Source organism: Bradyrhizobium vignae, assembly GCF_900324035.1.
Taxonomy (GTDB): domain Bacteria; phylum Pseudomonadota; class Alphaproteobacteria; order Rhizobiales; family Xanthobacteraceae; genus Bradyrhizobium; species Bradyrhizobium vignae.
On record NZ_LS398110.1, the window covers coordinates 999,287 to 1,024,266 of the forward strand.

The 24,980-nt window shown below is 63.8% G+C and carries 20 protein-coding genes; 10 read left to right on the forward strand and 10 right to left on the reverse strand.

The annotated features are described in order from the left end of the window. Window positions 1-71 precede the first annotated feature (71 nt). From BRAD3257_RS04840 to BRAD3257_RS04865, 6 genes are all read left to right on the forward strand, one after another. Window positions 72-1,457: a M20 family metallopeptidase gene (locus tag BRAD3257_RS04840; RefSeq protein WP_122400890.1), complete on the forward strand. Its 1,386-nt coding sequence runs from the start codon at window positions 72-74 to the stop codon at window positions 1,455-1,457. Between the two features lie 87 nt (window positions 1,458-1,544). Continuing rightward, complete coding sequence (locus BRAD3257_RS04845; RefSeq protein ID WP_122406375.1) at window positions 1,545-2,456, forward strand: amino acid ABC transporter substrate-binding protein; 912 nt, start codon at window positions 1,545-1,547, stop codon at window positions 2,454-2,456. Between the two features lie 126 nt (window positions 2,457-2,582). Continuing rightward, window positions 2,583-3,314: an amino acid ABC transporter permease gene (locus BRAD3257_RS04850; RefSeq protein WP_122400891.1), complete on the forward strand. Its 732-nt coding sequence runs from the start codon at window positions 2,583-2,585 to the stop codon at window positions 3,312-3,314. Between the two features lie 4 nt (window positions 3,315-3,318). Beyond that, the gene (locus tag BRAD3257_RS04855) at window positions 3,319-4,011 is read left to right on the forward strand and encodes an amino acid ABC transporter permease (RefSeq protein WP_122400892.1); all 693 of its coding nucleotides are present in this window, start codon (window positions 3,319-3,321) and stop codon (window positions 4,009-4,011) included. A 191-nt stretch (window positions 4,012-4,202) separates the two neighbouring features. Beyond that, window positions 4,203-4,934: an amino acid ABC transporter ATP-binding protein gene (locus BRAD3257_RS04860; RefSeq protein WP_122400893.1), complete on the forward strand. Its 732-nt coding sequence runs from the start codon at window positions 4,203-4,205 to the stop codon at window positions 4,932-4,934. A gap of 187 nt (window positions 4,935-5,121) precedes the next feature. Further along, window positions 5,122-5,982, forward strand: a complete 861-nt coding sequence (locus tag BRAD3257_RS04865; protein WP_122400894.1) for a D-amino-acid transaminase — start codon at window positions 5,122-5,124, stop codon at window positions 5,980-5,982. A 129-nt stretch (window positions 5,983-6,111) separates the two neighbouring features. Here the strand turns inward: BRAD3257_RS04865 and BRAD3257_RS04870 are convergent, their stop codons facing one another. The 3 genes from BRAD3257_RS04870 to BRAD3257_RS04880 all read right to left on the reverse strand — a co-directional run bounded on the left by BRAD3257_RS04870 (window position 6,112) and on the right by BRAD3257_RS04880 (window position 9,509). Continuing rightward, window positions 6,112-6,573 carry a carboxymuconolactone decarboxylase family protein gene (locus BRAD3257_RS04870; protein WP_122400895.1) on the reverse strand — a complete coding sequence of 154 codons (462 nt, stop codon included), beginning with the start codon at window positions 6,571-6,573 and terminating at the stop codon, window positions 6,112-6,114. A gap of 29 nt (window positions 6,574-6,602) precedes the next feature. After that, window positions 6,603-8,210 (reverse strand): DHA2 family efflux MFS transporter permease subunit, encoded by a 1,608-nt coding sequence (locus BRAD3257_RS04875; protein ID WP_122400896.1) that lies wholly within the window; start codon window positions 8,208-8,210, stop codon window positions 6,603-6,605. 117 nt (window positions 8,211-8,327) lie between these two features. Then, window positions 8,328-9,509 carry an HlyD family secretion protein gene (locus tag BRAD3257_RS04880; RefSeq protein ID WP_122400897.1) on the reverse strand — a complete coding sequence of 394 codons (1,182 nt, stop codon included), beginning with the start codon at window positions 9,507-9,509 and terminating at the stop codon, window positions 8,328-8,330. A gap of 212 nt (window positions 9,510-9,721) precedes the next feature. On the opposite strand from BRAD3257_RS04880, the gene BRAD3257_RS04885 reads away from it, so the two are divergent. After that, on the forward strand, window positions 9,722-10,633 hold the full coding sequence (locus BRAD3257_RS04885) for a LysR family transcriptional regulator (protein ID WP_122400898.1): 912 nt from the start codon (window positions 9,722-9,724) through the stop codon (window positions 10,631-10,633). A gap of 12 nt (window positions 10,634-10,645) precedes the next feature. On the opposite strand, the gene BRAD3257_RS04890 is transcribed toward BRAD3257_RS04885, so the two are convergent. Then, window positions 10,646-14,077, reverse strand: coding sequence for an indolepyruvate ferredoxin oxidoreductase family protein (locus BRAD3257_RS04890; protein WP_122400899.1), 3,432 nt, complete (start codon window positions 14,075-14,077; stop codon window positions 10,646-10,648). A gap of 153 nt (window positions 14,078-14,230) precedes the next feature. Between BRAD3257_RS04890 and BRAD3257_RS04895 the strand changes: the two genes are divergently transcribed. Beyond that, complete coding sequence (locus BRAD3257_RS04895; RefSeq protein ID WP_122400900.1) at window positions 14,231-14,686, forward strand: Lrp/AsnC family transcriptional regulator; 456 nt, start codon at window positions 14,231-14,233, stop codon at window positions 14,684-14,686. Window positions 14,687-14,877: 191 nt separating this feature from the next. On the opposite strand, the gene BRAD3257_RS04900 is transcribed toward BRAD3257_RS04895, so the two are convergent. Together BRAD3257_RS04900 and BRAD3257_RS04905 are read right to left on the reverse strand one after the other, a co-directional pair. Next, window positions 14,878-15,381, reverse strand: coding sequence for a hypothetical protein (locus BRAD3257_RS04900; RefSeq protein ID WP_122400901.1), 504 nt, complete (start codon window positions 15,379-15,381; stop codon window positions 14,878-14,880). A gap of 68 nt (window positions 15,382-15,449) precedes the next feature. Next, window positions 15,450-15,875 (reverse strand): hypothetical protein, encoded by a 426-nt coding sequence (locus BRAD3257_RS04905; protein ID WP_122400902.1) that lies wholly within the window; start codon window positions 15,873-15,875, stop codon window positions 15,450-15,452. Between the two features lie 103 nt (window positions 15,876-15,978). On the opposite strand from BRAD3257_RS04905, the gene BRAD3257_RS04910 reads away from it, so the two are divergent. Further along, a complete protein-coding gene (locus tag BRAD3257_RS04910; protein ID WP_122400903.1) occupies window positions 15,979-16,899 on the forward strand; it encodes a LysR substrate-binding domain-containing protein in 921 nt (306 codons plus the stop codon). 15 nt (window positions 16,900-16,914) lie between these two features. Here the strand turns inward: BRAD3257_RS04910 and BRAD3257_RS04915 are convergent, their stop codons facing one another. From BRAD3257_RS04915 to BRAD3257_RS04925, 3 genes are read right to left on the reverse strand one after another with little or no spacing between them, the layout of a single operon-like run. Next, complete coding sequence (locus BRAD3257_RS04915; protein ID WP_122400904.1) at window positions 16,915-17,700, reverse strand: fumarylacetoacetate hydrolase family protein; 786 nt, start codon at window positions 17,698-17,700, stop codon at window positions 16,915-16,917. Window positions 17,701-17,715: 15 nt separating this feature from the next. Continuing rightward, window positions 17,716-19,083, reverse strand: coding sequence for an LLM class flavin-dependent oxidoreductase (locus tag BRAD3257_RS04920; protein WP_122400905.1), 1,368 nt, complete (start codon window positions 19,081-19,083; stop codon window positions 17,716-17,718). Window positions 19,084-19,104: 21 nt separating this feature from the next. Continuing rightward, complete coding sequence (locus BRAD3257_RS04925) at window positions 19,105-20,157, reverse strand: Ldh family oxidoreductase (RefSeq protein WP_122400906.1); 1,053 nt, start codon at window positions 20,155-20,157, stop codon at window positions 19,105-19,107. Window positions 20,158-20,453: 296 nt separating this feature from the next. Here BRAD3257_RS04925 and BRAD3257_RS04930 point away from each other — a divergent pair, with 296 nt between their 5' ends. Beyond that, window positions 20,454-24,560, forward strand: a complete 4,107-nt coding sequence (locus tag BRAD3257_RS04930) for a bifunctional diguanylate cyclase/phosphodiesterase (protein ID WP_122400907.1) — start codon at window positions 20,454-20,456, stop codon at window positions 24,558-24,560. On the opposite strand, the gene BRAD3257_RS04935 is transcribed toward BRAD3257_RS04930, so the two are convergent. Then, the gene (locus BRAD3257_RS04935) at window positions 24,534-24,875 is read right to left on the reverse strand and encodes a hypothetical protein (protein WP_122406376.1); all 342 of its coding nucleotides are present in this window, start codon (window positions 24,873-24,875) and stop codon (window positions 24,534-24,536) included. The genes BRAD3257_RS04930 and BRAD3257_RS04935 overlap by 27 nt on opposite strands. Window positions 24,876-24,980 lie beyond the last annotated feature (105 nt).

The window sequence follows — 24,980 nt, forward strand, 5'->3', positions numbered from 1 at the left end:
CGCCCCGCCACTTTCGACGGCCTATGTAGCTCGCTACGTTCGCCGGCATCGAAACCTTGAAAACGAAAGCAATGACCAGAGCCGACGCCATCGCCCGCGCCCGCGACGATTTCAAATCCGGTGCGTTCCTCGCTGAACTCGACCGCCGCGTCGCGTATCGGACCGAAAGCCAGAATCCGTCGCGCGGCCCCGAGCTGCGAGCCTATCTGGAGCAGGAGATGCAGCCGGCCTTCGCCGCGCTCGACTTCACCAGCCGCATCGTCGAATCCCCAAGCGGCAAGGCGCCGTTCCTGTTCGCCGAGCATCACGAGAGTGCGTCCGCGCCGACCGTGCTGGTCTACGGCCATGGCGATGTCGTCGACGGCATGGAAGGCGAGTGGCGCGAGGGGCGCGATCCCTGGCGCACGACAATTGCGGGTACGCGCCTCTATGGCCGCGGCACCGCCGACAACAAGGGCCAGCACAGCATCAACATGGCCGCGCTCCGTGCGGTGCGCGACGCGCGCGGCGGCAAGCTCGGGTTCAACGCCAAGTTCATCGTCGAGATGGGCGAGGAGATCGGCTCGCCCGATCTCGGCAAGGTCTGCGATCTCAATCGCGATGCGCTCAAGGCCGACCTGTTCGTGGCCTCGGACGGCCCGCGCCTGTCGGCCGATCGGCCGACGCTGTTTCTAGGCTGCCGCGGCGGCATCCGAATTCATCTCGACGTGAATTTGCGTGATGGCGGGCATCATTCCGGCAATTGGGGCGGCGTGCTCGCCAACCCCGCGACCATCCTGGTCAACGCGATCTCGACCCTGGTCGACGGTCATGGCCGCCTCCAGCTCGAGGCCCTGAAGCCGCCGCGGCTCACCAACCAAATCCGCAGCTATCTCGCCGACGTCGAGGTGGTGCCGACAGCGGACGAGCCGGCGCTGGCCGAGAACTGGGGCGAGGAGGGGTTGTCGGCGGCCGAACGGCTCTATGCCTGGAATACGCTCGAGGTGCTGGCGATGTCGTCGGGCAATATCGAGAAGCCGGCGAACGCCATTCCCGGCCGCGCCAGTGCCGTGCTGCAACTGCGTTTCGTCGTCGGCACCAAAATTGACGGGCTGATCGAGGCGATCCGCGCGCATCTGGTCCAGAAGGGGTTTCCAATGGTCGAGGTGCGCGCGGCGCAGAGTTTTGCTGCATCGCGCACCGATTTCGACAGCCCGTGGATCAAATGGGCGGCGGATTCGGTGCAGGAGACCACCGGCAAGGCGCCGGCCGTGCTGCCGAACTTTGGCGGCTCGCTGCCCAATGACGTGTTCTCCGAGGTCCTGGGCCTGCCGACGATCTGGGTCCCGCACTCCTATCCCGGCTGCTCCCAGCATGCGCCCAATGAGCACATCCTGCTGCCGTTGACCGAAGAGGCCTTGACGGTGATGGCCGGGCTGTTCTGGGATCTCGGCGAGTTGCCGGCGCCGTTAACCTGAGCCGATAATCCAGCCGAAAGTTACATTCTAATCCGGCTCGATTTGTGCTTGCATCCGGGCCGCATCATCCGAAAGGCGAAGAAAAACGTGAAACATTTCCGTCACATCGGGCTCGCGCTCGCCGCAACCTTCGTCGTCAGCCAGGCCGGGGCGCAGGAGCTGACCGGCACGCTGAAGAACATCAAGGACACCGGCGCGATCACGCTCGGCTTCCGCGATTCCTCGATCCCGTTCTCCTATCTGGACGACAACCAGAAGCCCGTCGGGTTCGCGATGGACATCTGCTACAAGATCGTCGAGGCCGTGAAGAAGGAGCTCAAGCTCGACAAGCTCGAGGTCAAGCTCAACCCGGTGACCTCGGCGACGCGCATCCCGCTGATGGCCAACGGCACCATCGACCTCGAATGCGGCTCGACCACCAACAATGCCGAGCGCCAGAAGCAGGTCGCCTTCACCAATACCCACTTCCTGACCGCCAGCCGCTACGTCTTCAAGAAGTCGAGCGGCTTGAAGTCGATCGACGACCTCAAGGGCAAGACCGTGGTCTCGACCGCCGGCACCACCAACATCAAGCAGCTTACGGAAGCCAACGTCGCGAAGGGACTCGGCGCCAACATCATCCCGGCCAAGGACCACGCCGAAGCCTTCCTGATGGTCGAGACCGACCGCGCGGTCGCCTTCGTGATGGACGACATCCTGCTCGCGAGCCTCGTCGCCGGCTCGAAGAACCCGGACGACTACGCCGTCTCCAAGGACGCGTTCTCCAAGCCCGAACCCTACGGCATCATGCTGCGCAAGGACGATCCCGCCTTCAAGAAGGTGGTGGATGCTGCGACCGCCGCGCTCTACACCTCGGGCGAGGCCGAGAAGATCTACAACAAATGGTTCACCCAGAAGATCCCGCCGAAGGGCCTGAACCTCAACACGCCGATCTCGGCCGAGCTGAAGAACGAGTTCGCCAAGCCGACGGACTCGCCGAACCCGGACGACTACAAGTAAGATGCACCATCCGCCTCTCCCCGCTTGCGGGGGGAGGCGGTACATTCGGCCTTTCTGGAGGGAGAATGGCCGGACATTTGCATAGGCGCCAGGACATCATGACTGGCGCGTTCGCGCGGGGGACACGTGAACTACAACTGGAACTGGGGAATCTTCTTCCAGCCGAATCCGATGGGGACCGGCACCTATCTCGACATGCTGTTGTCGGGTTTGGCGCTGACCCTCAAGACGGCGGCGCTGGCCTGGATCATCGCGCTGATCACCGGCTCGATCGTCGGCGTCATGCGCACGCTGCCGTCGAAGGGCGCCAACTGGTTCGGCTTCCTTTATGTCGAGTTCTTCCGCAACATGCCGCTGCTCGTGCAGCTGTTCCTGTGGTTCTTCGTGCTGCCGGAACTGCTGCCAAAAGGTGCGGGCACTTGGCTGAAGCAGCTGCCGAACGCGCCGTTCTGGACGGCTGCGATCGGCGTCGGTTTCTTCATGTCGGCACGCGTGGCCGTGCAGTTGCAGGCGGGCATCTCCTCGCTGCCGCGTGGGCAGAGGATGGCGGCGACCGCGCTCGGCCTCACCACGGTGCAGGGCTATCGCTACGTGCTGCTGCCGATGGCCTTCCGCATTATCTTGCCGCCGCTGACCTCCGAGTTCCTCAACACCATCAAGAACACCGCGGTCGCAATCACCATCGGCCTGCTCGAGCTGACCGGACAGGCGCGCTCGATGCAGGAATTCTCGTTCCAGGTGTTCGAGGCCTTCACCGCCGCGACCATCCTCTATCTCCTCGTCAACGCCGTCGTCGTGACCGCGATGCGCTTCCTCGAGCGCTGGGTCGCGATCCCCGGCTACATCACGGGGAAATAGCGCCATGCTCGGCAACTTCGATTTCGACGTCATCCGCCGCGCGCTGCCCTACCTGTTTTATGAGGGCATGACGTTCACGCTGACGCTGACGGGGCTCGCAGCTCTCGGCGGCCTGATCTTCGGCACGGCGCTTGCCCTGATGCGCCTCTCCGGCCTCAAGCTGCTCGGCCGGATCGCCGGCATCTATGTCGACTTCATGCGCTCGCTTCCGCTGGTGCTGGTCATCTTCTGGTTCTACTTCCTGGTGCCCTATATCGGGCAATGGCTGACCGGCGCCTCGCGCCCGATCAGCGTCGGCGCGTTCGCCTCCTCGCTCATCACCTTCATCATGTTCGAGGCGGCGTACTTCTCCGAGATCATGCGTGCCGGCATCCAGTCGATCTCGCGCGGCCAGCCGGCCGCGGCCAGTGCGCTGGGCCTGACCTACGCCCAGACCATGCGCTACGTCGTGCTGCCGCAGGCCTTCCGCAACATGCTGCCGGTGCTGATCACGCAGACCATCGTGCTGTTCCAGGACACCTCGCTGGTCTACGTGCTGTCGATCACCGACTTCCTCGGCGCGGCGAGCAAGGTCGCCCAGCGCGACGGGCGCCTCGTCGAAATGTACCTGTTCGCAGCAGTCGTCTACTTCACCATTTCCTGTATCGCGTCCTTTGGCGTCCGCCGTCTCCAGGCGCGCATCGCCATCATTCGCTAGGTGGATCGTGAACTCCAGATTCCGAAATGAGGTGCCCTTCACTTCTCCCACAGGGAGAGGTCGGATCGCGCGAGCGATCCGCGTGAGGGGTTTCGCCCCGACGATGGACCTGTACCCCTCACCCGGCGCTTCGCGCCGACCTCTCCCCGTGGGAGAGGTGAATCGAGACTGCTGAGGCGCTTGAGAAACACATGATCGAAATCAGCCACGTCAACAAATGGTACAGCCCGAGTTTCCAGGTGCTGACCGACTGCACCACCAGCGTCACCAAGGGCGAGGTGGTCGTGGTCTGCGGTCCCTCCGGCTCGGGCAAGTCGACCCTGATCAAATGCGTCAATGCGCTGGAGCCGTTCCAGAGCGGCGACATCCTGGTCGATGGCACCAAGGTCAATGATCCCAAGACCAATCTGCCGAAACTGCGCTCGCGCGTCGGAATGGTGTTTCAGCATTTCGAGCTGTTTCCGCACCTCAAGATCATCGACAATCTCTGCCTCGCCCAGGAGAAGGTGCTTGGCCGTGGCCACGACAAGTCGGTCACCAAGGGCATGCAACTGCTGGAGCGCGTCGGGCTCAAAGAGCAGGCGCAGAAGTTTCCCGCGCAACTCTCCGGCGGCCAGCAGCAGCGTGTTGCGATTGCCCGCGCGCTCGCGATGGATCCGATCGTGATGCTGTTCGACGAGCCGACCTCGGCGCTCGACCCCGAAATGGTCAGCGAAGTGCTCGACGTCATGGTCGATCTTGCCCGCGAAGGCATGACCATGATGGTCGTGACCCATGAGATGGGCTTCGCCCGCAAGGTCGCCAACCGCGTCATCTTCATGGACCGCGGTGAAATCGTCGAGGACGCTCCGAAGGAAGACTTCTTCGGCAAGCCCCGCAGTGACCGCGCGCAGAAGTTCTTGTCGAAGATTCTGTCGCATTAGACGTTGCCAGTCCGGGGCGCGACGCAGTCGCGAGCCCGGAATCCATTTGGCGGCCGTACGCGATGTGAGATGGATTCCGGGCTCATTCGCTTTGCGAATGCCCCGGAATGACGGATCGAGGGTTTATCGGGCCCGGCAAATCTCCTATACCGATGGCTAAATTCCCTTTCCCGCCAGGAGACTTGCCTTGGACCCGCTCGCCTATGTCAACGGCTCATTCGTCCCGCTCTCGGAAGCCAAAATCTCGATCCTTGATCGCGGCTTCCTGTTCGCCGACGGCATCTACGAGGTCTCGGCGGTGCTGGATGGCAAGCTGGTCGACAATGCCTCGCATCTCGCGCGGCTGGAGCGGTCTGTCGGCGAGATCAAGCTGAAGCTGCCCGAGACGGTCGAGCGCATCACCGAGCTGCAGAAGGAGCTGATCGCGCGCAACAAGCTCGAAAGCGGCCTCGTCTACCTCCAGGTCACGCGTGGCGCCGACAAGGGCCGCGACTTCCCGTTCCCCAAGGGCGACGTCAAGTCGAGCCTGGTGATGTTCACCTCCGAGAAGGACATCATCAACGCTCCGGTGGCAAAGACCGGCATCAATGTGATCACGGTGCCCGACATCCGCTGGGAGCGCCGCGACATCAAGAGCGTCGCGCTGCTGGCGCAGGTGCTGGCGAAGCAGGCTGCGGCCGAAGCCGGCGCCGGCGAAGCCTGGATGCTGCAAGACGGCTATGTCACCGAAGGCGGCTCGTCCTCGGCGTTCATTCTCACCAAGGACGATGTCATCGTCACCCGCAAGAACTCCAACGCGATCCTGCCGGGCTGCACCCGCAAAGCCGTGATCGCGCTTGCCGAGGAGCGCCAGCTCCGTGTCGAGGAGCGGTCCTTCACCGTCGCCGAGGCGCTCGCCGCCAAGGAAGCCTTCATCACCAGCGCATCCTCCTTCGTGCAGCCGGTGGTCGCGATCGACGGCAAGAAGATCGGTAATGGCGAGCCCGGCCCGATGGCAACGCGGCTGCGCGAGATCTACGTGGAGTTCGCCAAGGCGACGGCGGTCTGAGCCGCACTCTGCTATCGGTGGGCAAAGCGAGGCGTGCCCACGTCTTCTGTTGGATTCATGGAGAAATGGTGGGCACGGCGCAAGTGCGCCTTTGCCCACCGTACGAAACCTGCGCTGAGGCGCACGCCCCTACGCCACCGACGCCTTCACCTTTACCGGATGTACCGCACGGAACGCGATCGCGATCCTGTTCCAGGCGTTGATCGCCCCGATCAGCATGGTCAGGTTCACTGTCTCCGCGTCGGAGAATTGCGCGCGAACCTGTTCGTAGACGTCGTCCGGCGCGTGCGTCTCTGAGATCAGCGTCACCGCCTCCGTCCAGGCCAGCGCGGCGCGCTCGCGGTCGGAATAGAGCGGGGATTCGCGCCAGGCATTCAGCAGGTAGATGCGCTGCTCCGTCTCGCCGCGCTTGCGGGCGTCCTCAGTATGCATGTTGATGCAGAAGGCGCAGCCGTTGATCTGCGATGCCCGGATCTTGACCAGCTCGATCAGCGATTTCTCCAGGCCTGTCGACTGGATCTGCTCTTCCAGCGCCATCAGCGCCTTCATCGTGTCGGGTGCGGCCTGGTAGAAGTTCATACGGGGCTTCATGGTCGTTCTCCTTGCTTGCTGGGGTGAAATCAGTGGGCACCACCGGCCGAGGTCTGGCCGGGCTTCTTCAGGAAGAGGACGGCGAGCAGCGCCACGATCAGCGCCATGCCGAGCAGATAGAAGGTGTCGCTGAAGGCGAGGACATAGGCCTGCTTCTGCACGATACGGCCGACCGCGACATAGGCGCGATGCGCAGCGTCCGCATGGTCGAGGACACCGTGGTTGATGAAATACTGGGTGAGTTGCTCCAGCCGCGTGCGCGTCGCCTGCCCGAATACCGAGACCGACTGCATCAGCACGTTGGAGTGATACTGCTCGCGCTTGGTCAGCACGGTCTGGAGCAGCGCGATGCCGACCGCGCCGCCGAGATTGCGCATCATGTTGAACAGGCCGGAAGCCGAACCGGCATTCTCGGCCTCCATGCCGGCGGTCGCCACCGCCGACAGCGGCGCCATGACCAGGGCCTGTCCGACCGCGCGAACGACATTGGGCCACAGCAGCTGGTCGGCGGCGTAGTCGTTGCTCATGTAGATGTTCATGAAATTGGATGCCGCAAACAGCGCGAAGCCGATGCCGATGATGATCCGCGCATCGAAGCGCTGCATCAGGCGCGGCACCAGCGGGATCAGCACCAACTGCGGCAGTCCGGTCCAGGCCAGCACCATGCCGATCTGCTCGGCATTGTAGCCCTGGATGCGCGACAGATATTGCGGCAGGATGAACACAGAGCCGTAGAGCGCGATGCCGAGCAGGAAGTTCGCGAGCATGCCGAACCCGAAATTGCGTCGCACCAGCAGGCGCAGGTTCAACAGTGGCTTCTTCACCGTGAGCTCGATGATGAGGAAGGCGGTCAGCGCCACGGCGGCGATGATCGACAGCTTGACGATGAAGGGCGAGCCGAACCAGTCGTCCTTGTTGCCCTCCTCCAGCACGGTCTGGAGCGCGGAAAGGCCGATCGCCATGGTGATGATGCCGGCCCAGTCGCCCTCGCGCAGGAGGGACAGCTTCATCGGCTTGGCCTCGAGCGCGTACCAGAGCATGCCAACCATGATCGCGCCGGGCACCAAATTGACGTAGAAGATGTACTGCCAGCCGAAATTCTCGGTGAGATAGCCGCCGATGGTCGGCCCGATCGCCGGTGCGAACGTCGCCGACAGTGCGAACAGCGCGAGGCCGACCGGCTGCTTGCCGCGCGGCAACAGCATGATGATCAGCGTGAAAGCCATCGGGATCAGCACGCCGCCGGTGAAGCCCTGGATCGCACGCAGCACGATCATTTGGGACAGATCCTGCGCCAGCGCGCAGGCTGCGGACAGAGCCAGGAACAGGATCGCATTGGTGAGCAGATAGATTCGAATCGAGAACACCTGCGCGAGCCAGCCCGACAGCGGGATCACCACGATCTCGGCGATCAGATAGGAGGTCGAGATCCAGCCGCCGTCGTCGATGCCGGCGCCGATCGCGCCCTGGATGTCGGCGAGCGAGGCGTTGACGATCTGGATGTTCAGCACCGCCATGAAGGCGCCGAGCGTCGCGCCGATCACAGCGATCCAGGTTTTCGCGAGCACCGCCCGAGCGGCGGGGGTGGGAATGGTGGCGGCGGATGCGACGTTGAGGGCGGGTTGGAGCGTGCTCATGGAAGCCTCGTCTCGGGTACGGAGACAGGATGCGATAGGCGGACGATTTCGATAATCGAGGAAGTCCTGGAAGGATCATCCGGCAGGATTTGACAATCCTGCCGGAGCCTTCCGGCGTCAGCTCCCGTCGGGGCGGGAGGCGTTGTTGGCGAGACGTTTGGCCGTCTCGCGATCGGCCAGCACCGTCGCCTTGGTGTCGATGGTCGGCACCGCGGACATGCCGGGGCGCAGCAGGCCGGTGAGACTGTGGTCGTCGAGCACGATCTTCACCGGAACGCGCTGCACGATCTTGGTGAAGTTGCCGGTCGCGTTATCGGGCGGCAGCAGCGCGAATTCGAGCCCGCTCGCCGGCGACAAGCTATCGACACGGCCGTGCAGGGTCCGATTGCGGAAACTGTCGACGTGCAGTTCGACCGGCTGGCCGGGCCGCACATGCGTGAGCTGGGTCTCCTTGAAGTTGGCAACGACATAGACCGCATCGAGCGGCACCACCGCCATCAATTGCGTGCCGGCTTGCACGTATTGGCCGACGCGCAGGCTGCGGGCGCCGACCGTGCCGTCCACCGGCGCGGTGATCTCGGTATAGGACAGGTTCAACGCCGCCTGCTGCGCGACCGCACGGGCACGCTCGAGCTGGGCCGCGGCCTGGGCGCGCTGCGTGGTGAGCACGTCGATCTTGCGCTGTGCAGCCAGAAGGCCGGATTTGGCGTGCTGCAATTGCGCATTGCTGGCGCGTAGCGCCGCATCGGTCTGCTGCGCACGCTGGATCGTACCGGAGCCCGACTTCATCAGGTCGTCGTAGCGGGCGCGCTCCTCCTGCGCGAATTTCAGATTGGCATCCGCAGCAGCGACATCAGCCGTGCTTTGCTCGATGATCGGCTGTTGCAGTTCGAGCTGGGCATCGATGTTGCGTACGGATGCTTCGGCAGCCGCGACATCGGCGCGGGCTTGGTCGAGTGCCGCCTTGAAATCGCGGTCGTCGATCTTGGCCAGCAGCTGGCCTGCCTTGACCTTCTCGTTGTCGCCGACCAGCACTTTTGCGATGTACCCGGAGACCTTCGGCGCGATGATCGTGGAGTCCGCCTTCACGTAGGCGTCGTCGGTGGTCTCGAGGTAGCGGCCCCTGGTCCAGTAATCGTGTCCGTAGTAGGCGAGGGCTGTCGTCCCCGCGAGGAGCGCGAGCACCAAGGCCGCGCGCCGGACCATGTTCCGGGCCGGGATGGCTGGCGGCACCTTGGAGCAATCGCGAGTGATTTCTGTCGCTTGCTGGAAGATCTCGGTGCGGGGCATCTCGGACATTGCGGTCTCCTGTCGGCTCGCTGAGACTATCGGTCTTGCCGGCCCGGATGATAATTGGCAAAATTCTGAAAGGATTATCCGTTGCAAGTGGATAATCGGAACCATCGGCTTGGTTCGCAATGTCTAGCGGGTCAGGCTCGCGACTGCGCCAGAGTGATTGCTGCCTCTGTCGCGCGATTGCTGCTGATGCGTACATCCTGGTGCAGGGAAGCATGGATCGATTGACCAGCCTCGAAGTATTCAGCCGGGTGGTCGAGACCGGTGGCTTCTCCGCAGCAGCCCGCAAGCTCAACATGTCGACCACCATGGTGAGCAATCACATTCAGGCATTGGAAGACCGGCTCGGGGTGAGGCTGCTTCACCGCACCACGCGCAAGGTCAATCTGACCGAGATCGGCAAGGCCTATTACGAACGCTGCGTCCAGATCCTCGCCGACATCGAACAGGCCGACGACATTGCGAGCGAATTGCAGTCGGTGCCTCGCGGCACGCTGCGCATTCACGTCGCCACCCATATGGTGCCGTTCGTCGCGCCGGTCGTGGCGAAACTGCTGTCGACCTATCCGGAGCTCAAGATCGATCTGCGCATGGGCGAGGCCGATGTCGATCTCATCGAGGAAGGCTACGACGTTGCGCTGCGCATGATCCCGCCGCCCGATTCGAGCCTGATCGTGCGGAGCCTAGCCACCTGGCGTCACGTGCTGTGCTGCTCCCACGATTACATCGAAAAGCACGGCCGGGTGCAGAAGCTCGACGAGCTCACCGGGCATAATTGTGGTCGGCATTTGAACTATCCATTCGGCGACGAATGGCGTTTCCTTGATCGCAAAGGCACACCAGCCGCCGTGCGTATCTCGGGCAGCTTCGTCACCAATAGCGGGGAAGCACTGCGCAAGGTCGCCCTGGAGGGTGCGGCCGTCTGCCTGATGGCAGGGTTTCTCATTCAGGACGATCTCGAAGCCGGCCGTCTCGTCCGCCTCTTGCCGGAATATCGAACGGTCGAGCTCTCCATGAATGCGGTCTATCCGCATCGTCATCATCTGTCGGCGAAAGTCAGGACCTTCATAGACCTGCTCGTGCACCACAGCGCCGAGCAGCAGAAGCTGATCAACCCGTATTCATGAGCGACGCTGCGCTCAGGCCGCTCGCGCCGCTCTCGGCCGCGCGAGCAGGGATTCGACCTCGGTCTTGACCGACACGATCGCAGCCTCTTTCACGGGCCCATAGCCGCGAATGTCCATGGGGGCCTTCGCTACGGCAACGAGATCCGGAAGACGCGCCGTGTCGAGCTCGCCCAGCATCCGCTCGATCAGGCCCTCATACCAGGCGATCAGTTCGCGCTCAGCGCGCCGTTCTGCGGTATAGCCGAACGGATCGAACGGCGTTCCGCGCAACCCTTTCAAGCGCGCGAGCATGGCCAGAGGTATCTGGATCCATTGGCCGAAGACACGTTTGCGCGGACGTCCACGTGCATCGCGCCGCGACGGCAGGAACGGCGGGGCGAGGTGATACTGGATTGTGAAGCCGTCCTCGAATTCGCCCTTCAACTCGTCGAGGAAGCCGATTCGCATGTGCAGCCGCGCCACCTCGTACTCGTCCTTGTAGGCCATCAGCTTGAACAGCGCGCGAGCGACCGCCTCGGTCAGCGCCTCGCTGTTCAGGTTCGCTTCGGCATTACGCACTTTTGCGACGATCGTCCGGTAGCGCGTCGCATAGGCCGCATTCTGGTAGGCCGTGAGGAACTCAGCACGCCGGGCGATGAGCTGCTCGAGCGTCTCGGCTTCGGGCGCACCGTTTGCTTTCGGCACAAAGTCCGGATCGGCCACGGCGATCCGACCCCAGGCCAAGGCCTGCTTGTTACGCTCGACGGCGACGCCGTTGAGCTCGATCGCACGAAGCAACGCCTGCAGCGAGACCGGAACCAGACCGCGCTGCCAGGCAAAGCCCAGCATGATGATGTTGGAATAGACAGCATCGCCGAGCAGGCGCTCGGCCAGCGCATTGGCATTGATCGTGTCGAGATTGTCATTGCCGACGACCTGACGGATTGCGCGCAGGCGAGCTGGCGAAGCGAGATCGGCATCGCGGAAGCGGACAACGTCGCCGGTCGGCATTTCCGCCGTGTTGACCGCGGCGCGCGTGCCGCGACGATAGGTGCCGGACGCCTTCGGCGAAGAGCTGACGACGAGGTCGCAGCCGATCAGCGCATCGGCCGCACCCTGGTCGATGCGCACCTGGTGCAGCGCGTCGGGACTTGACGCAATGCGGATGTAGCTCAGTACGGGCCCGAATTTTTGCGCAAAACCGGTAAAGTCCAGCACCGAGACGCCGCGACGCTCGAGATGCGCGGCCATGCCGATCAGCGCGCCGACCGTGATCACGCCGGTGCCACCGACGCCGGTGACAAGCAAGTCATAGGGGCGGTCGAGTGTTGCGGGCGCGGGTAGGGGTAGCGTGGCTGCGCGGCCGGCTACGTCGATCTGGCTCGCGCTCTTCTTCCGACGCGTCGCCCCCTCGATGGTAACAAAGCTGGGGCAGAAGCCGTTCAGGCAAGAAAAATCCTTGTTGCAGGCCGACAGGTTGATCTGGCGTTTGCGGCCGAACGGCGTCTCCTTCGGCTCGACGCTGAGACAGTTGGATTCGACCGAGCAGTCGCCGCAGCCCTCGCAGACGAGATCGTTGATGTAGGCGAAGCGCTTGGGATCGACCATCTGTCCGCGCTTGCGCCGGCGCCGCTTCTCGGTAGCGCAGGTCTGCTGATAGATCAGCACCGAGACGCCGGGAATCTCGCGCAGTTCGCGCTGCACGGCCTCCATGTCCTCGCGGGGGTGAATGGTCACGCCGCTGGGCAGGTCCGCCGGGCTGAACTGCGCGGGATCGTCCGACACCAATGCGATGCGTGCCACGCCTTCGGCGCGGACGCTGTGTGCGATGGCATGCACGCTGACGGGGCCGTCGACCGGCTGGCCGCCGGTCATCGCGACGGCATCGTTGAACAGGATCTTGTAGGTGATGTTGGCGCCAGCCGCGATCGCCTGCCGGATCGCCATCGAGCCGGAGTGATAATAGGTGCCTTCGCCGAGGTTCTGGAAGATGTGCTTGTGGCCGGTGAACCGCGACGATGCTGCCCAGTTCACGCCCTCGCCGCCCATCTGGATCAGCGAGGAGGTCTCGCGGTCCATCCAGCTCGCCATGAAATGGCAGCCGATGCCGGCGAGTGCCTTCGATCCCTGAGGCACTTTTGTCGAAGTGTTGTGCGGGCAGCCGGAGCAGAAATACGGCGTGCGTGTTGCGCCGCTGATGTTGATCGTGCGCGCCGCTTCCGGCATTAAGGCGGCTGCGCGGGCGGCGAGATTGAGGCCGGGAAACATCGGATCGAGCCGGCGCGCCAGCACGGAAGCGAGCGCCCGCGGCGACAATTCGCCAATCCAGGAAATCAGCCTTGCGCCGGTTTCGTCATGCTTGCCCACCATGCGCTCCGGCTTGCTGCCGGGATAGTCGTAAAAGTATTCCTTGAATTGGCTCTCGATGATGCCGCGCTTCTCCTCGACCACGAGGATCTCGCGCTTGCCTTTCACGAAGTCCATGGCGTCATGCAGCGCCAGCGGCCAAACCATGCCGACCTTGTAGACGTCGATGCCGATGCTGCGGCAGCCAGCTTCATCCAGGCCCATCAACCGCAGCGCCTCCATCAAATCGAGATGCGCCTTGCCTGTGGTCACGATGCCGTATGTCGCGTCCGGAATGTCGTAGATGTGGCGATCGATCGGGTTGGCCTTGGCGAAGGCATAGACCGCGTGCTTCTTCGCCTCCAGCCGTTCCTCGATCTGCGGGCCCGGCAAGTCGGGCCAGCGATAGTGCAGGCCGCCCGGCGGTGGCGTGAAGTCGGGCATTCGGAAGGCGCGCGGCAGGCGCAGCGCGACGGATGCGCCTGATTCCACGATCTCCGAAATCGCCTTGAAGCCGACCCACATGCCGGAGAAGCGGCTCAGTGCATAGCCATACTCGCCGAAAGCCAAATATTCACCGACATCGGCCGGGTGCAGCGTCGGCATGAACCAGCTCATGAAGGCGACGTCTGACTGGTGCGGCATCGAGGAGGAGACGCAGCCATGATCGTCACCGGCGACCACCAGCACGCCGCCATGCGGCGAGGAGCCATAGGCGTTGCCGTGCTTGAGCGCATCGCCGGAGCGATCGACGCCGGGGCCCTTGCCGTACCAGAGCCCGAACACGCCATCGACCTCGCGGTCCCCTTGCGTCTCGACCTGCTGCGAGCCGAGCACCGCGGTCGCCGCGAGGTCCTCGTTGACGGCCGGCAGGAATTCGATGCGATCCCGTTTCAGCCGTTCCTGAATGCGCCACAGCTCGAGATCGATGCCGCCGAGTGGTGAGCCGCGATAGCCCGAGATGAAGCCCGCGGTGTTGAGACCGCTCGCCCGGTCGCGACGCGCCTGATCGAGTGCGATGCGGACGATGGCCTGCGTGCCCGTGAGGAAGACGCGGCCCTCCTCGCGATCGTAGCGATCAGAGAGTTCGTAAGTATCGAGTGACGGAATGGCGTCCATGGCGGACCTCGCGCGGCATCCTGCCCAACGATGGAAGTTATGCCTTGGTCGTTGGTAGGTCCTACCTATTTATCCGGTACCAAGGCCGTATTCGGTAGAATTTTGCATTGTGATGACGAATTTGGTAGATTTGATCGAATTGGAGAGGCGTTCATGATCGAAGAGCAGGACACGCGCATTCTCGCCCACCTCCAGAAGGATGGCCGTGCGACCAACCAGCAGCTCGCGGATGAAGTCGGCATGTCCACCTCGGCCTGCTGGCGGCGGGTGCGGGCGCTCGAAGAGAGCGGCGTCATCCAGGGCTATGCGGCGCTGGTCGCGCGCGAGCAGGCGGGCTTTGCGATGTCCGCCATCCTTCACGTCTCGCTGGAGCGGCACGATGCGAAGTTCGTGGACGAGTTCGTTACGCGGGTGACGAAGCGCCGCGAGGTGCTGGAATGCTTCGCGACCACGGGCGATGCCGACTATCACTTGCGCGTGGTCGTGCAGGATATGGCGGCCTACAACCGGTTCCTCGACGAGTTCATGTTCCGTATTCCCGGCATCCGCTACGTCCGCAGCAATGTGGTGCTGAAGGAGATCAAGACGAGTGTGGCGCTGCCGTTTTGAGGCAAGGTCAGGGATCCGCGGCTCACGCCGTCTCCGACCGCCGGCGCAATTCGCGCAACGAGAGAAGCGGCGCAACCATGGTGGCGGAACCAGCATCGGTGCTGATGTGCTCACCATACCTGGAACGTCGTGGTTGCGGACGCATGTCAGGCTCGCGGCCGGCATGTGACCGATCGCGATCCTCTCTGAGCTCACGAACTTTTTGCCTCTCCTCCGGCCCTGAGCAGAATCATGAAGGCCAGGACGTGGCTGACGAGCAGCAGTGGTACGTAGAGGGTCGGAATATAAATGCCCGCGCCGAACAGGCCGGGATCCGGGATCTTCGTCGCGCCCATGTAGTACGCGTTCAGGAGGTCGAGCGTCCCCCAAACGTTGAAGATCCAGACCACAGGGATAGCGATAGACCATCGCCATGAGAGAGCCGCCATCGACAGAAGCGCGAGGACGGCGGCGATAAGATCGCCCCATCCCACCTCGGCGGCAAAGCGCGAACTCAACTCCGCAGAGACGAACCCGGTCACCATGAAGTTCATTCCCAAGAACCTGAACGCATGGAAAGCTGCGATGAGTCTCAGGGCGTCATAGCGCGGCATCACGCGGATCGCCGGCCAAACGTAGATGGCGGCGACCACCGAGCTGGTCAGGAAAGCGCCGGCGACGCTGAGAACGAATGGAAGATTGAAGTTCGGCGGCACGTTCGGAGTCCCTATGTTTGACCCTGCTGTCGAGCCGGGACGATGCCTATCGATCGACGTGGCGACGCTCAGGGTTTGGCCATGAGCAGGCGGAGCGGCATGAGCGGACCGACCGCGATGTACTCGTGGTCGATGAGATTCTGCTTGGCCAGCGGCAGGCCTTCCATGATCGCGTGCCCTTCGGCGACATCCTTGACGCTCAGCAGGAAGACGGCTCCGCGCCCATCGGACCGCGAATACCATTCGCGAACCATCCCGTTGAGATAGAGCTGGGTGGTTTGCCTGATTTCATCGGGCATCACCGCCATGACCTGTTCGCGTGTGATGCCTGGCCTGACAGTCACAATGACCATCACGCCGGTTGTCGGTGACGTGGTTTGCGCTTGGGCAAGGGATGGCTCTGCCATGGGGGTAACACCTGTCAGTGTGAGGGTGAGTGCCAGGACGATGTTGCGGATTGCCTTCATCGGTTTCATCTCTCCGATCGCGGCCATGGCCGCGATGTCGCAAATGTCGGACGCACCCAGCGGCGCATTTGCGATCCTGATGTAAGGCCGTCTTTGCGAGAGCGACTATTCGCGATAATATTGATAGGCCATGAAGCAGAACTTCACAGTCAGGCAGGGTGCGCTCGACGGTGTGGAGGCGTTCCTGAGCGTCGCCCAGCACCGCAGTTTCCGCCGGGCGGCTGCCGAGCTCGGGGTGACGCCGTCGGCGATCAGCCAGGCGGTGCGCGCACTCGAAGCCCGCGTCGGCGCCGTGCTGTTCCTGCGCACGACTCGCAGCGTCAATCTGACCGAGGCCGGCGAGCGGTTCTTTGCGCGCGCGAGGCCCGCCTTCGAGGAGCTCGTCGCGGCAAGCGGGGCCGCGCGCGACCTTGGACAGCGGCCGGCTGGGCTCCTGCGCCTCACTGTCCCGCGATCGGTCGTGCCGATTCTGCTGGAGCCCCTGGTCGCCTCGTTCTGTCAGGCATTTCCGGAGATCGAGGTGGAGCTCGCTGCAAGCGAAGAACTGGTCGACCTCGCCGCCGGTGGTTTCGATGCCGGCATCAGGATGGGGCAGTTCATCTCCCCGGACATGGTTGCGGTCCGCCTGACGAAACCGTTGCCTTTCCTGATCGTGGGCAGCCCGGGCTACCTTGAACGCCGCGGCCGGCCGCGGCGGCCGGACGATCTGCGCGAGCACGCATGCCTGAGATTGCGGCGATCAAACGGTGCGCTCGCGCCGTGGTCGCTCAACGACGGCGGTCGTTCGATCGAGATTGCCGTTGCAGGTCCCTTCATCGCCAATGACTTTCCGACGATGCTAGGTGCCGCCGTCGAAGGCGTCGGCCTTGCGCAAGTGCCAGGGCCGCTGGCGACCGACGCCGTCAGAACGGGAAAACTCGTCGCCGTGCTGGAGAAATTCGCTCCGATGACGCCGGGGGTGTTTCTCTACTATCCCAGCCATCGACAAATCATGCCGAAGCTCAGAGCCTTCATCGATCACGTGAAGGGCCGATCCCGGACCGCGCGCTGAGCGCTGAGCGCTGAGCTATTGCCCCTCCCGCACGAACCTGTTCCGCAGCTTGCCGATACCGGTGATCTCGATCTCGACGACATCGCCGTGCTTGATGTCAGGCGAGGCGCCGTCCGTGCCCATCCAGATCACATCACCGGGCCATAGCGTGAAATACTTCGTCAGTTCGACCAGGAACGGCACCACGCCGAAGATCATGTCGCCGGTCACGAAGCGATTGGTCTCCGTGCCGTTGACCCGGACGATCGTCTCCATCTTGTCGAGATCGGCTTCGGTCTCGATCCACGGGCCCATCGGCTTGAACGTATCGGCGTTCTTCGAGCGCCACAGGCTGCGGTCGGCCTTCTGCCAGCTGCGTTCGCTGACGTCGTTGCCGATGGTGTAGCCGAACACGCAATCCATCGCGTTCGCTTCGGTGAGATGCTTCACCTTCTTGCCGATGACCACGACGAGCTCGCCCTCGTAGTGGATCTTGTCCGTTGCAAAGGAAGGGATCACGACGTCTTCGTCGTGGGCGATCAGCGCGTTCTGCGCGCGGTAGCCGATCTCGGGCCGGTCGGGGACCGCCGGAATCTCGCCGCGCTTGTCGGCGGCCTCCTTCAGGTGCTTCAGATAGTTCAGGCCGACGCAATAGAAGGTGCGCGGGATCAGCGGCAGCTCGACCTTGACGTCGCCAAGCGGATACGTGCGCGAGGTGCGTTGCCATTCACCGAGCGGATCGCCGTCGATCGCGACGACCTCGTCGTTCTCGACGAGACCCCAGGAGGTCACGCCCGAGGCGGTGAATTTCAACCAGCGCATGGTGCGTCCTCGTTGTTATTCCGCGGCATCGCGCGGTTGCATCTTCCAGGCACCGGCGGCCGGCCGCTTCAGTCCGAGATTTTCGCGCAACGTCTTGCCGCGATAGTCTTTCTGGAACAGGCCGCGCCGCTGCAATTCCGGTACCACGTGTTGCACGAAATCGGCGTAGGAGCCGGGCACGTAAGTCGCCGCAACGACAAAGCCGTCGCAGCCGCGCTCCACGAACATCTCTTCAAGTCTGTCGGCGATCTCCCTGGGACCGCCGACCATCGCGTCCTGCACCTGGCCGCGGCCGGAGAAAGTGACGAAGTCGCGTGCGCTCGGGTTGCTCTTGCCTGACGTCTTCAGCACGCCGTCGCGGATGCCCAGGATGCCTTGCATGCTCTTCAGCTCTTCCGTGGTCAACGGCTCGTCGATGTCCTTGGAGGCGAAGTCATAATTGAGCGCTTCGGCGAGCAGCGACAGCGCGTCGATTTCGAGCGGCAGTTTGTTGATCAACGCCATCTTGTCCTCGGCCTCCGCCTTGGTCGCGGCGCAGACCGGCGTCGTCAGGTTGCAGAGGAACATCTGGTCGGGATCGCGGCCGGCTTTTGCGGCCTCGTTGCGCACGGAAGCATAGCCTGCCTTGGCGGCATCGAGGCTGCGCGCGGCGGTGAAGATCACCTCGCCCCAGCGGCCGGCAAAGCGCTGACCGCGGCCGGATGCACCGGCCTGGATGATGACGGGATGGCCTTGTTGCGAGCGCGGCACGGTGAACGGACCTCGAGACTTGAAGGCCGGCCCCTGGTGGTCGAGCCGCTTCACCTTGGTCGGGTCGGCAAAGCGGCCGCTGGTCTTGTCCATGATGAGCGCGCCATCTTCCCAGGTGTCCCAGTGGCCGAGCACGACCTCCATGAACTCATCGGCGCGGTCGTAGCGGGAATCGTGTTCGGGATGGGAGTCGCGGCCCATGTTAAGCGCTTCGCCGTCGTTCAGCGAGGTGACGACGTTCCAGCCGGCGCGGCCGCCGGACATCAGGTCGAGCGTTGCGAAGCGGCGGGCGACGTCGAACGGTTCGTAATAGGTGGTCGAGCAGGTCGCGCCAAGGCCGAGCTTCTCGGTGACGACGCCCATCGTGGTCAGCACGATCAGCGGATCCATCTTCACGCAGCGGATGCCGTATTCGACGGTGTGGGCGTGGTCGTTGCCATAGCGGTCCGGCATCGCCAGGCGGTCGTCGAAGAAGGCCATGTGGAACTTGCCGGCTTCGAGGATTCTGGCGATCTCCTGATAATAGTCTGCCGACATCGAATCGGCGCGCGAGTCCGGATGCCGCCAGGAGCTCGGCAAGTTCGTGCAGTTCTGTGCCTGAAGGAAGCCGACCAGTACCATCTGCCGATTCATGCCGCTGTTCTCCTGATGCCGTCAGGCCAGATCGAGCACCGTGTCGAGCCTGTACTCACGGGCCAGCGTGCGCAGCTTCTCCCACGTGGCATCCTCGATCTCGATGCCGTCGCGCAGGCGCTGCTGCTCGCGCAAACCCTCGATCTCGCCGGGATAGCAGACGCCCGCGCTGCCCTCGGACGGCGGCGTCGATTTCAGATAGCGCGCGAATTCCGCGACCTCGCGCTTGAACTCCTGCAGCGGGCGGAACGCAGCGACATTGAAGACCGCCATGAAGCAGCCGTCATTATGACGCCCCGTGGGCTCGACGCCAAAACCGAGACCGGTGAGCAGGCCGCAAAGCACCTCGACCATGGCGGCGAGGCCGCTGCCCTTGTAGCCTTCGCGGCCGCCGAGCGGCAGCAGCGCGCCGCCCTTGCGATATTGGGTGGGGTCGATGGTGTGACGCCCCTCGGCATCGATGATCCATCCCGTCGGGATCTCCTCGCCACGCGCGACCGCGAGCTGGATCTTGCCGGCCGCCACCGCCGAAGTCGCCATGTCCAGACAGAAGGGTGCATCGAGATCGGACGGTACCGCGATCGAGATCGGGTTGGTGCCGAGCCGCGCCTCCTTGCCGCCGAACGGAGCGACGTGTTTCGGCGAGCGGCCGGAGTCCGCCGTTGCAATCCCGATCATGCCTTCGCGCATCGCCATCAAGGGATAGGCGGCGAGGCGGCCGACATGGCTCTGCCGGAACACGGTGCAGGCGGCAACGTTCGCGGTCTTCGCCTTCTCGATCGTCAGCGCCATGGCCTTTGCGTTGACGTGAAAGCCAAAGCCCCAATGACCGTCGATCACGGTCGTGGTCGGCGATTCCTGGACGATCGTCCACTTGGCGCCGGGAACGATATGACCGGCCTTGATGCGGTCGATGTAGGTGGGAACGGCGATCACGCCGTGGGAATCATGGCCGGCGAGATTGGCGTTGACGCAACCGATTGCGACAGCATCGGCCTCCTCCTCGGACGCCCCGGCGGCGCGCAGCAGGGCGGCGCTGACGCGCGTGAGGCGATCGGCCTTGACGATCGGCATGGCGTTCCCTCGGCTTGGTGCCCATCACAGGCTGCTTGTTGGGTGCCATCGTCTCAAAGCGCAGCAGCGATATCAATCTCCCATAAACCAACACAGGGCTGCAAATTCGTAAAGAGAACGCGCCTTTGGTCGAAGGGACGTCCCGCGCAGCGGCATTTCCGGCAATTTTGTGCTGCTCGTTCGCTGCTCGTTCACTTTGATCGACGGTTTGCAGTGCGCAATAACGACCACTTAGGCGATCGCCGTTCATAAAGGCACCGGGAGAAATAGGCAGAATTGCCGCGGGAGCTGAGATCGTGCCGACCACACTCGCGCGCACCTTTGCGGCGCTGAGCGCAATCAATGAAGCGATCCTCTACGCGAGATCGTCGGACGAGCTGTACCAGAAGGTCTGCGACGCCGGATTCTCGAGCGGGGACTTTCTGGCCGTTGCCGTCTTCCTGGTCGAGCCGGACGGCCAGCGCCTGCGATTCGCCGCCGGCTGCGGCGATGACATTCCGCGGCTGCGCTCGATTCTGATCACGACGGACGCCGGTACGCCTGAAGGATCTGGCGTCGGCGGCGAGGCATTCCGCGATCAGAAGCTGTGTGTCAGCAACGACTATCTGAACGATCCGCGCTCGCTGGCGTGGCGAGAGGGCGCCGCCAAGGCGCACATCGGTGCGGCGGCGGCGTTGCCGCTACTCTGCAACGGCAAGAGCGTCGGCGTATTGTACGTGACGCGCAGAGAGGCCAACTCGTTGAACGAGCAGATGGTGTCGCTGTTCGAGCGCATGTCTGCGAACATTTCCTACGCGCTGGACAATTTCGCCCGCGAGACCGCGCGGCAGACCAGCGAACGGGCGACACGGCGGCTCAACCGCATGTTCGGCGCCATCAGCGCCACCAACGAGGCGATCCTGCGCGCCAAGACCGAGCAGGAACTGTACCAGCTCGTCTGCGATGCCTCCGTCCACAGCGGCAAGTCGCTGGCGACCATCGTGCTGCTCCGCGAGCCGGATTCGCACTGGATGAAGCCTGTCGCCGCCACTGGGCAGAATCTCGAGCTCGTCACCCAGGCGCGCTATTCGGTCGACCCGGAGAATCCGTGCGGCAAGGGCATCTCCGGCGAGGTGTTCCGGACGCAAAAGGCGATCGTCGAGGATGATCTCGCCAGCCGCACCAAGGGCTCGCCTTGGGAGCAGGCCAACATCGACACGGGCGTTGCCGCCTGCGTGGTCGCTCCGCTGATCAAGCGCGGCGAAAGCGTCGGCGTGCTCCTGTTCTTCATCAGCCGTTCCTGGGCCAAGGACGAGGAGATCGTCGCGCTGCTGCTGCGCATGGCGGAGAACGTCTCGTTCGCGATCGAAAATTTCCGCCGCGAGGCCGAGAAGGCCAGGATCGCGGCGGAAGAGGAACGTCTGGCGCGCATGTATGCGGCGCTCAGCGCCACCAACGAGGCGATCCTGCGCGCACGGTCACGCTCGGAGCTGTTCGACCTCGTCTGCGAGGCGACGGCCAAAGGCGCCAAGTTCACCTCGGCCAGCATTGCGTTGCTCGACCAGCGCGGCGAGCTGCTGCGCGTGGTCGCCAGCTACGGACCGAATGCCGACCAAGTTCGCAACTTCAAGTTTTCGATCTCCGATGAGGTGGCGGAAGGGCACGGCCTGACCGGCACCGCGTTCCGCACGCGCCAGCCTGCCGTCAGTAACGACGTGCTCGCCGACGACCGCATTGCGCCCCGGTTGGCCAGCGCCCGCCGCAGCGGCATCGCGTCCTCCGCGGCGCTGCCGCTGTTCAACGGCGACCGGCTCGAGGGCGTCTTCCTGTTCAACTCCCCGGAGCGCGGCACCTTCACGCCCGAACTCGTCGAGCTGCTGTGCAAGCTCCAGGCCAACGTCTCCTTTGCGCTGGAAAGCTTCGATCGGGCCGAGGAGAAAGCACTAGCGGACAAGCAGCGCAATCGCCTCAGCGGAATGTTCGAGGCGCTAAGCGCAACCAATGAAGCCATCATGCGCGCCAAGACCCGCGAGGAATTGTTCGAGGCTGCATGCCAGGCGGCCGTCCTCGGCGATGTGTTCGCCTCGGCGACGATCGGCATCATCGACAAGGAAAAGGAGCTCGTTCGTGTCGTCGCGGTGAAGGGACGCCTGCAGGAGCAGATGGTCGGACGGAGCTGCAACATTTCCGCCGGCCATCCCGAGGGCCAGGGCATCATCGGCACCTCGCTCCTGACCCGCCGGCCCAGCGTCATGAACGACTATCTGCACGAGCCGCGTTCAGCCTACTGGCGGACGAAGGCGATCGAGGACGGAACGCGGGCAGCGGCCAGCTTCCCGCTTCTGAAAGCAGGCCAGGAGCCGGTCGGCATCCTGCTTTTTCTCGCGCCCGAAGAGAACACGTTCACGTCCGATCTGGTCGAATTGCTCGGGCGCCTCGCCGAGAACGTCTCCTTCGCGCTCGATAATTTCGATCGCGCCGAGGAGAAGGTCCGCACCGAGGCGCAAAAGGTGCGCTTGACGCGCATGTTCGCGGCACTGAGCGCCACCAACGAGGCGATCATGCGGGCGAAGTCGCGCGCCGAACTGTTCGACCTCGTCTGTCTTGCCGCATCGAACGGCGCCAAGTTCACCTCGACCACCATCGCGCTCGCGAAGGCCGACAGCGATCAGATCGAGATCGTCGCCAGCGCCGGACCGTCGTCCGGCACCACGCGTAATGTCCGCCTCTCGGTCGACCCCGAGCGCCCCGAGGGCCGGGGGATGGCCGGCACGGCGTTCCGAACCCGGCAGCCTTGCATCAGCAATGACTATCTCAACGACCGGCGCGTGAGCGCCTTCCATGCCATCGTTCGCGGCGACGGCGCGCGGTCCGGGGCGGCGTTGCCGCTGATCGTGCACGATCAACCTGTCGGCGTCATGATCTACATGTCGACCGAAAAGGACACCTTCACGCCCGAATTCGTCGAGTTGTTGCAACGTCTGGCCGACAACGTCTCCTTCGCCATGGAGAATTTCGATCGCGCCGACGAGAAGAGCAAGGCCGACGAGCGGATCGAATACCTCGCCTCGCATGACAGCCTGACCGACCTGCCGAACCGCGAGACTTTCAACGGGCTGCTGCGCGCGGCGATCGACACGGCGCAGCGCCGCGATCACCGTTTTGCGGTGCTCTTCATCGATCTCGACCGCTTCAAGGTCATCAACGATTCGCTGGGGCACGAGGCCGGCGACCTGCTCCTGCTCGAAGTGGCCAATCGTTTGCGCGGCGCATTGCGAGCGAGCGACGTGGTCGCGCGCCTCGGCGGCGACGAGTTCGTGGTGATCCTCGACCAGTGCGGCGAGATCGAGGACGTCCAGCGGATCGCCACCGAGCTGCTCGCCGCGCTTGCCGAGCCCATGGAGCTGGCCGGCCACGAGTGCCATACCACGGCTTCGATCGGCATCGCGATGTATCCGGCCAACGGCTCCGACGCGCAGACGCTGACAAAGAACGCCGACATGGCGATGTACCTCGCCAAGGAGGACGGCAAGAACGGCTATCGCTTCTTCTCCAAGGAGGTGAAGACGCAGTCGATCGAGCGGCTGTCGCTCGAGAGCGCGCTGCGCCGAGCGCTGGAGCGCGAGCAGTTCTCGCTGAACTATCAGCCCAAGGTGGATATGGAGACCGGTCAGATCACGGGCGTCGAAGCGCTGCTGCGCTGGACGCATCCCGATCTCGGCAGCGTCTCGCCGGCACAGTTCATTCCACTTGCGGAGGAAACCGGGTTGATCGTGCCGATCGGCCGCTGGGTGCTGAATGAGGCTTGCGCGCAGGCCATGGCCTGGCAGCGCCGCGGCCTGCTGCCGCTATCGATGGCGGTCAACCTGTCGCCGCGGCAGTTCGCAGACGAACATCTGTTGCAGGACATCGACGAGGCGCTCGCGGCCTCCGGCATGTCTCCGGTGCTGCTCCAGCTCGAGGTCACCGAGAGCATGATGATGCGCAATGTCGGCCGCGCGCTGAAGGTGCTCGACTCCATCCAGAGCCGCGGCATCCGTCTCGCCATTGACGATTTCGGCACCGGCTATTCGTCGATGTCGCTGATGAAGCACTTCCCGATCGACACCATCAAGATCGACCGCTCCTTCGTGCGCGACCTGCCCCAGGATTCGGAAGACCAGGCGATCGCGCAGGCGATCATCAGCATGGGCAAGGCACTCGGCATGACTGTCGTCGCCGAAGGAGTCGAGAATGCCGAACAGGAGGCGTTCCTGCGGACCCATGGCTGCGACGAGATGCAGGGCTTCCTCATCTCCAAGCCGCTGGCGGCGCGGCAGATGATCGAGTTGCTGCGGCCGATTGCGCTGCCTGTCGCGCCGCCGCTCCAGCCGGAACCGGCCGACGAAGGCACAGCGTCACGGCTGAAACGCGCCGTCGTCTGACGGCTGCGGGTGCAACTCGCGGACCTCGTGTTCTCGCCCTTCGGCCTTGCTCGGAAAGTCCTGAGGCCCCGTCAGTGACGTCTGCTCGATGAACAGCGCGAGAATGCTGCGCGCGCCTTCGGCGAAACTCGTCCCTTCGCTCACATTCAACGCGCAGCAGCAGGTTTTGCTCATCGGCTCCTGGTCGTCGACCATGGCCATGGCGGGGCCCCACCACCAGGCAGGTGCAGGCGAGCGCTCGCCCTCTGGCACGACATGCCAGCCGACGAACTCCTCCATTACGCGCTCGAATTCCAGGCGCGCAGCCTGATGCATGTGGTCGATGCTCCCAGAATCCGTGCCCGACGACACGCCGATGTGATCGTCACTTCGCTCGGAAAATCGGCTCGCGCATATGGGCCGAACCATGCAAGTCGACAT

What these genes read in the sequence shown, in the direction of transcription:
- BRAD3257_RS04870 (WP_122400895.1), bottom strand. Translation starts at nt 6,573, where the DNA reads ATGAAGCCCCGTATGAACTTCTACCAGGCCGCACCCGACACGATGAAG.
- BRAD3257_RS04855 (WP_122400892.1), top strand. Translation starts at nt 3,319, where the DNA reads ATGCTCGGCAACTTCGATTTCGACGTCATCCGCCGCGCGCTGCCCTAC.
- BRAD3257_RS04895 (WP_122400900.1), top strand. Translation starts at nt 14,231, where the DNA reads ATGATCGAAGAGCAGGACACGCGCATTCTCGCCCACCTCCAGAAGGAT.
- BRAD3257_RS04875 (WP_122400896.1), bottom strand. Translation starts at nt 8,210, where the DNA reads ATGAGCACGCTCCAACCCGCCCTCAACGTCGCATCCGCCGCCACCATT.
- BRAD3257_RS04840 (WP_122400890.1), top strand. Translation starts at nt 72, where the DNA reads ATGACCAGAGCCGACGCCATCGCCCGCGCCCGCGACGATTTCAAATCC.
- BRAD3257_RS04910 (WP_122400903.1), top strand. Translation starts at nt 15,979, where the DNA reads ATGAAGCAGAACTTCACAGTCAGGCAGGGTGCGCTCGACGGTGTGGAG.
- BRAD3257_RS04905 (WP_122400902.1), bottom strand. Translation starts at nt 15,875, where the DNA reads ATGGCCGCGATCGGAGAGATGAAACCGATGAAGGCAATCCGCAACATC.
- BRAD3257_RS04890 (WP_122400899.1), bottom strand. Translation starts at nt 14,077, where the DNA reads ATGGACGCCATTCCGTCACTCGATACTTACGAACTCTCTGATCGCTAC.
- BRAD3257_RS04935 (WP_122406376.1), bottom strand. Translation starts at nt 24,875, where the DNA reads ATGCATCAGGCTGCGCGCCTGGAATTCGAGCGCGTAATGGAGGAGTTC.
- BRAD3257_RS04925 (WP_122400906.1), bottom strand. Translation starts at nt 20,157, where the DNA reads ATGCCGATCGTCAAGGCCGATCGCCTCACGCGCGTCAGCGCCGCCCTG.
- BRAD3257_RS04885 (WP_122400898.1), top strand. Translation starts at nt 9,722, where the DNA reads ATGGATCGATTGACCAGCCTCGAAGTATTCAGCCGGGTGGTCGAGACC.
- BRAD3257_RS04920 (WP_122400905.1), bottom strand. Translation starts at nt 19,083, where the DNA reads ATGAATCGGCAGATGGTACTGGTCGGCTTCCTTCAGGCACAGAACTGC.
- BRAD3257_RS04880 (WP_122400897.1), bottom strand. Translation starts at nt 9,509, where the DNA reads ATGTCCGAGATGCCCCGCACCGAGATCTTCCAGCAAGCGACAGAAATC.
- BRAD3257_RS04915 (WP_122400904.1), bottom strand. Translation starts at nt 17,700, where the DNA reads ATGCGCTGGTTGAAATTCACCGCCTCGGGCGTGACCTCCTGGGGTCTC.
- BRAD3257_RS04860 (WP_122400893.1), top strand. Translation starts at nt 4,203, where the DNA reads ATGATCGAAATCAGCCACGTCAACAAATGGTACAGCCCGAGTTTCCAG.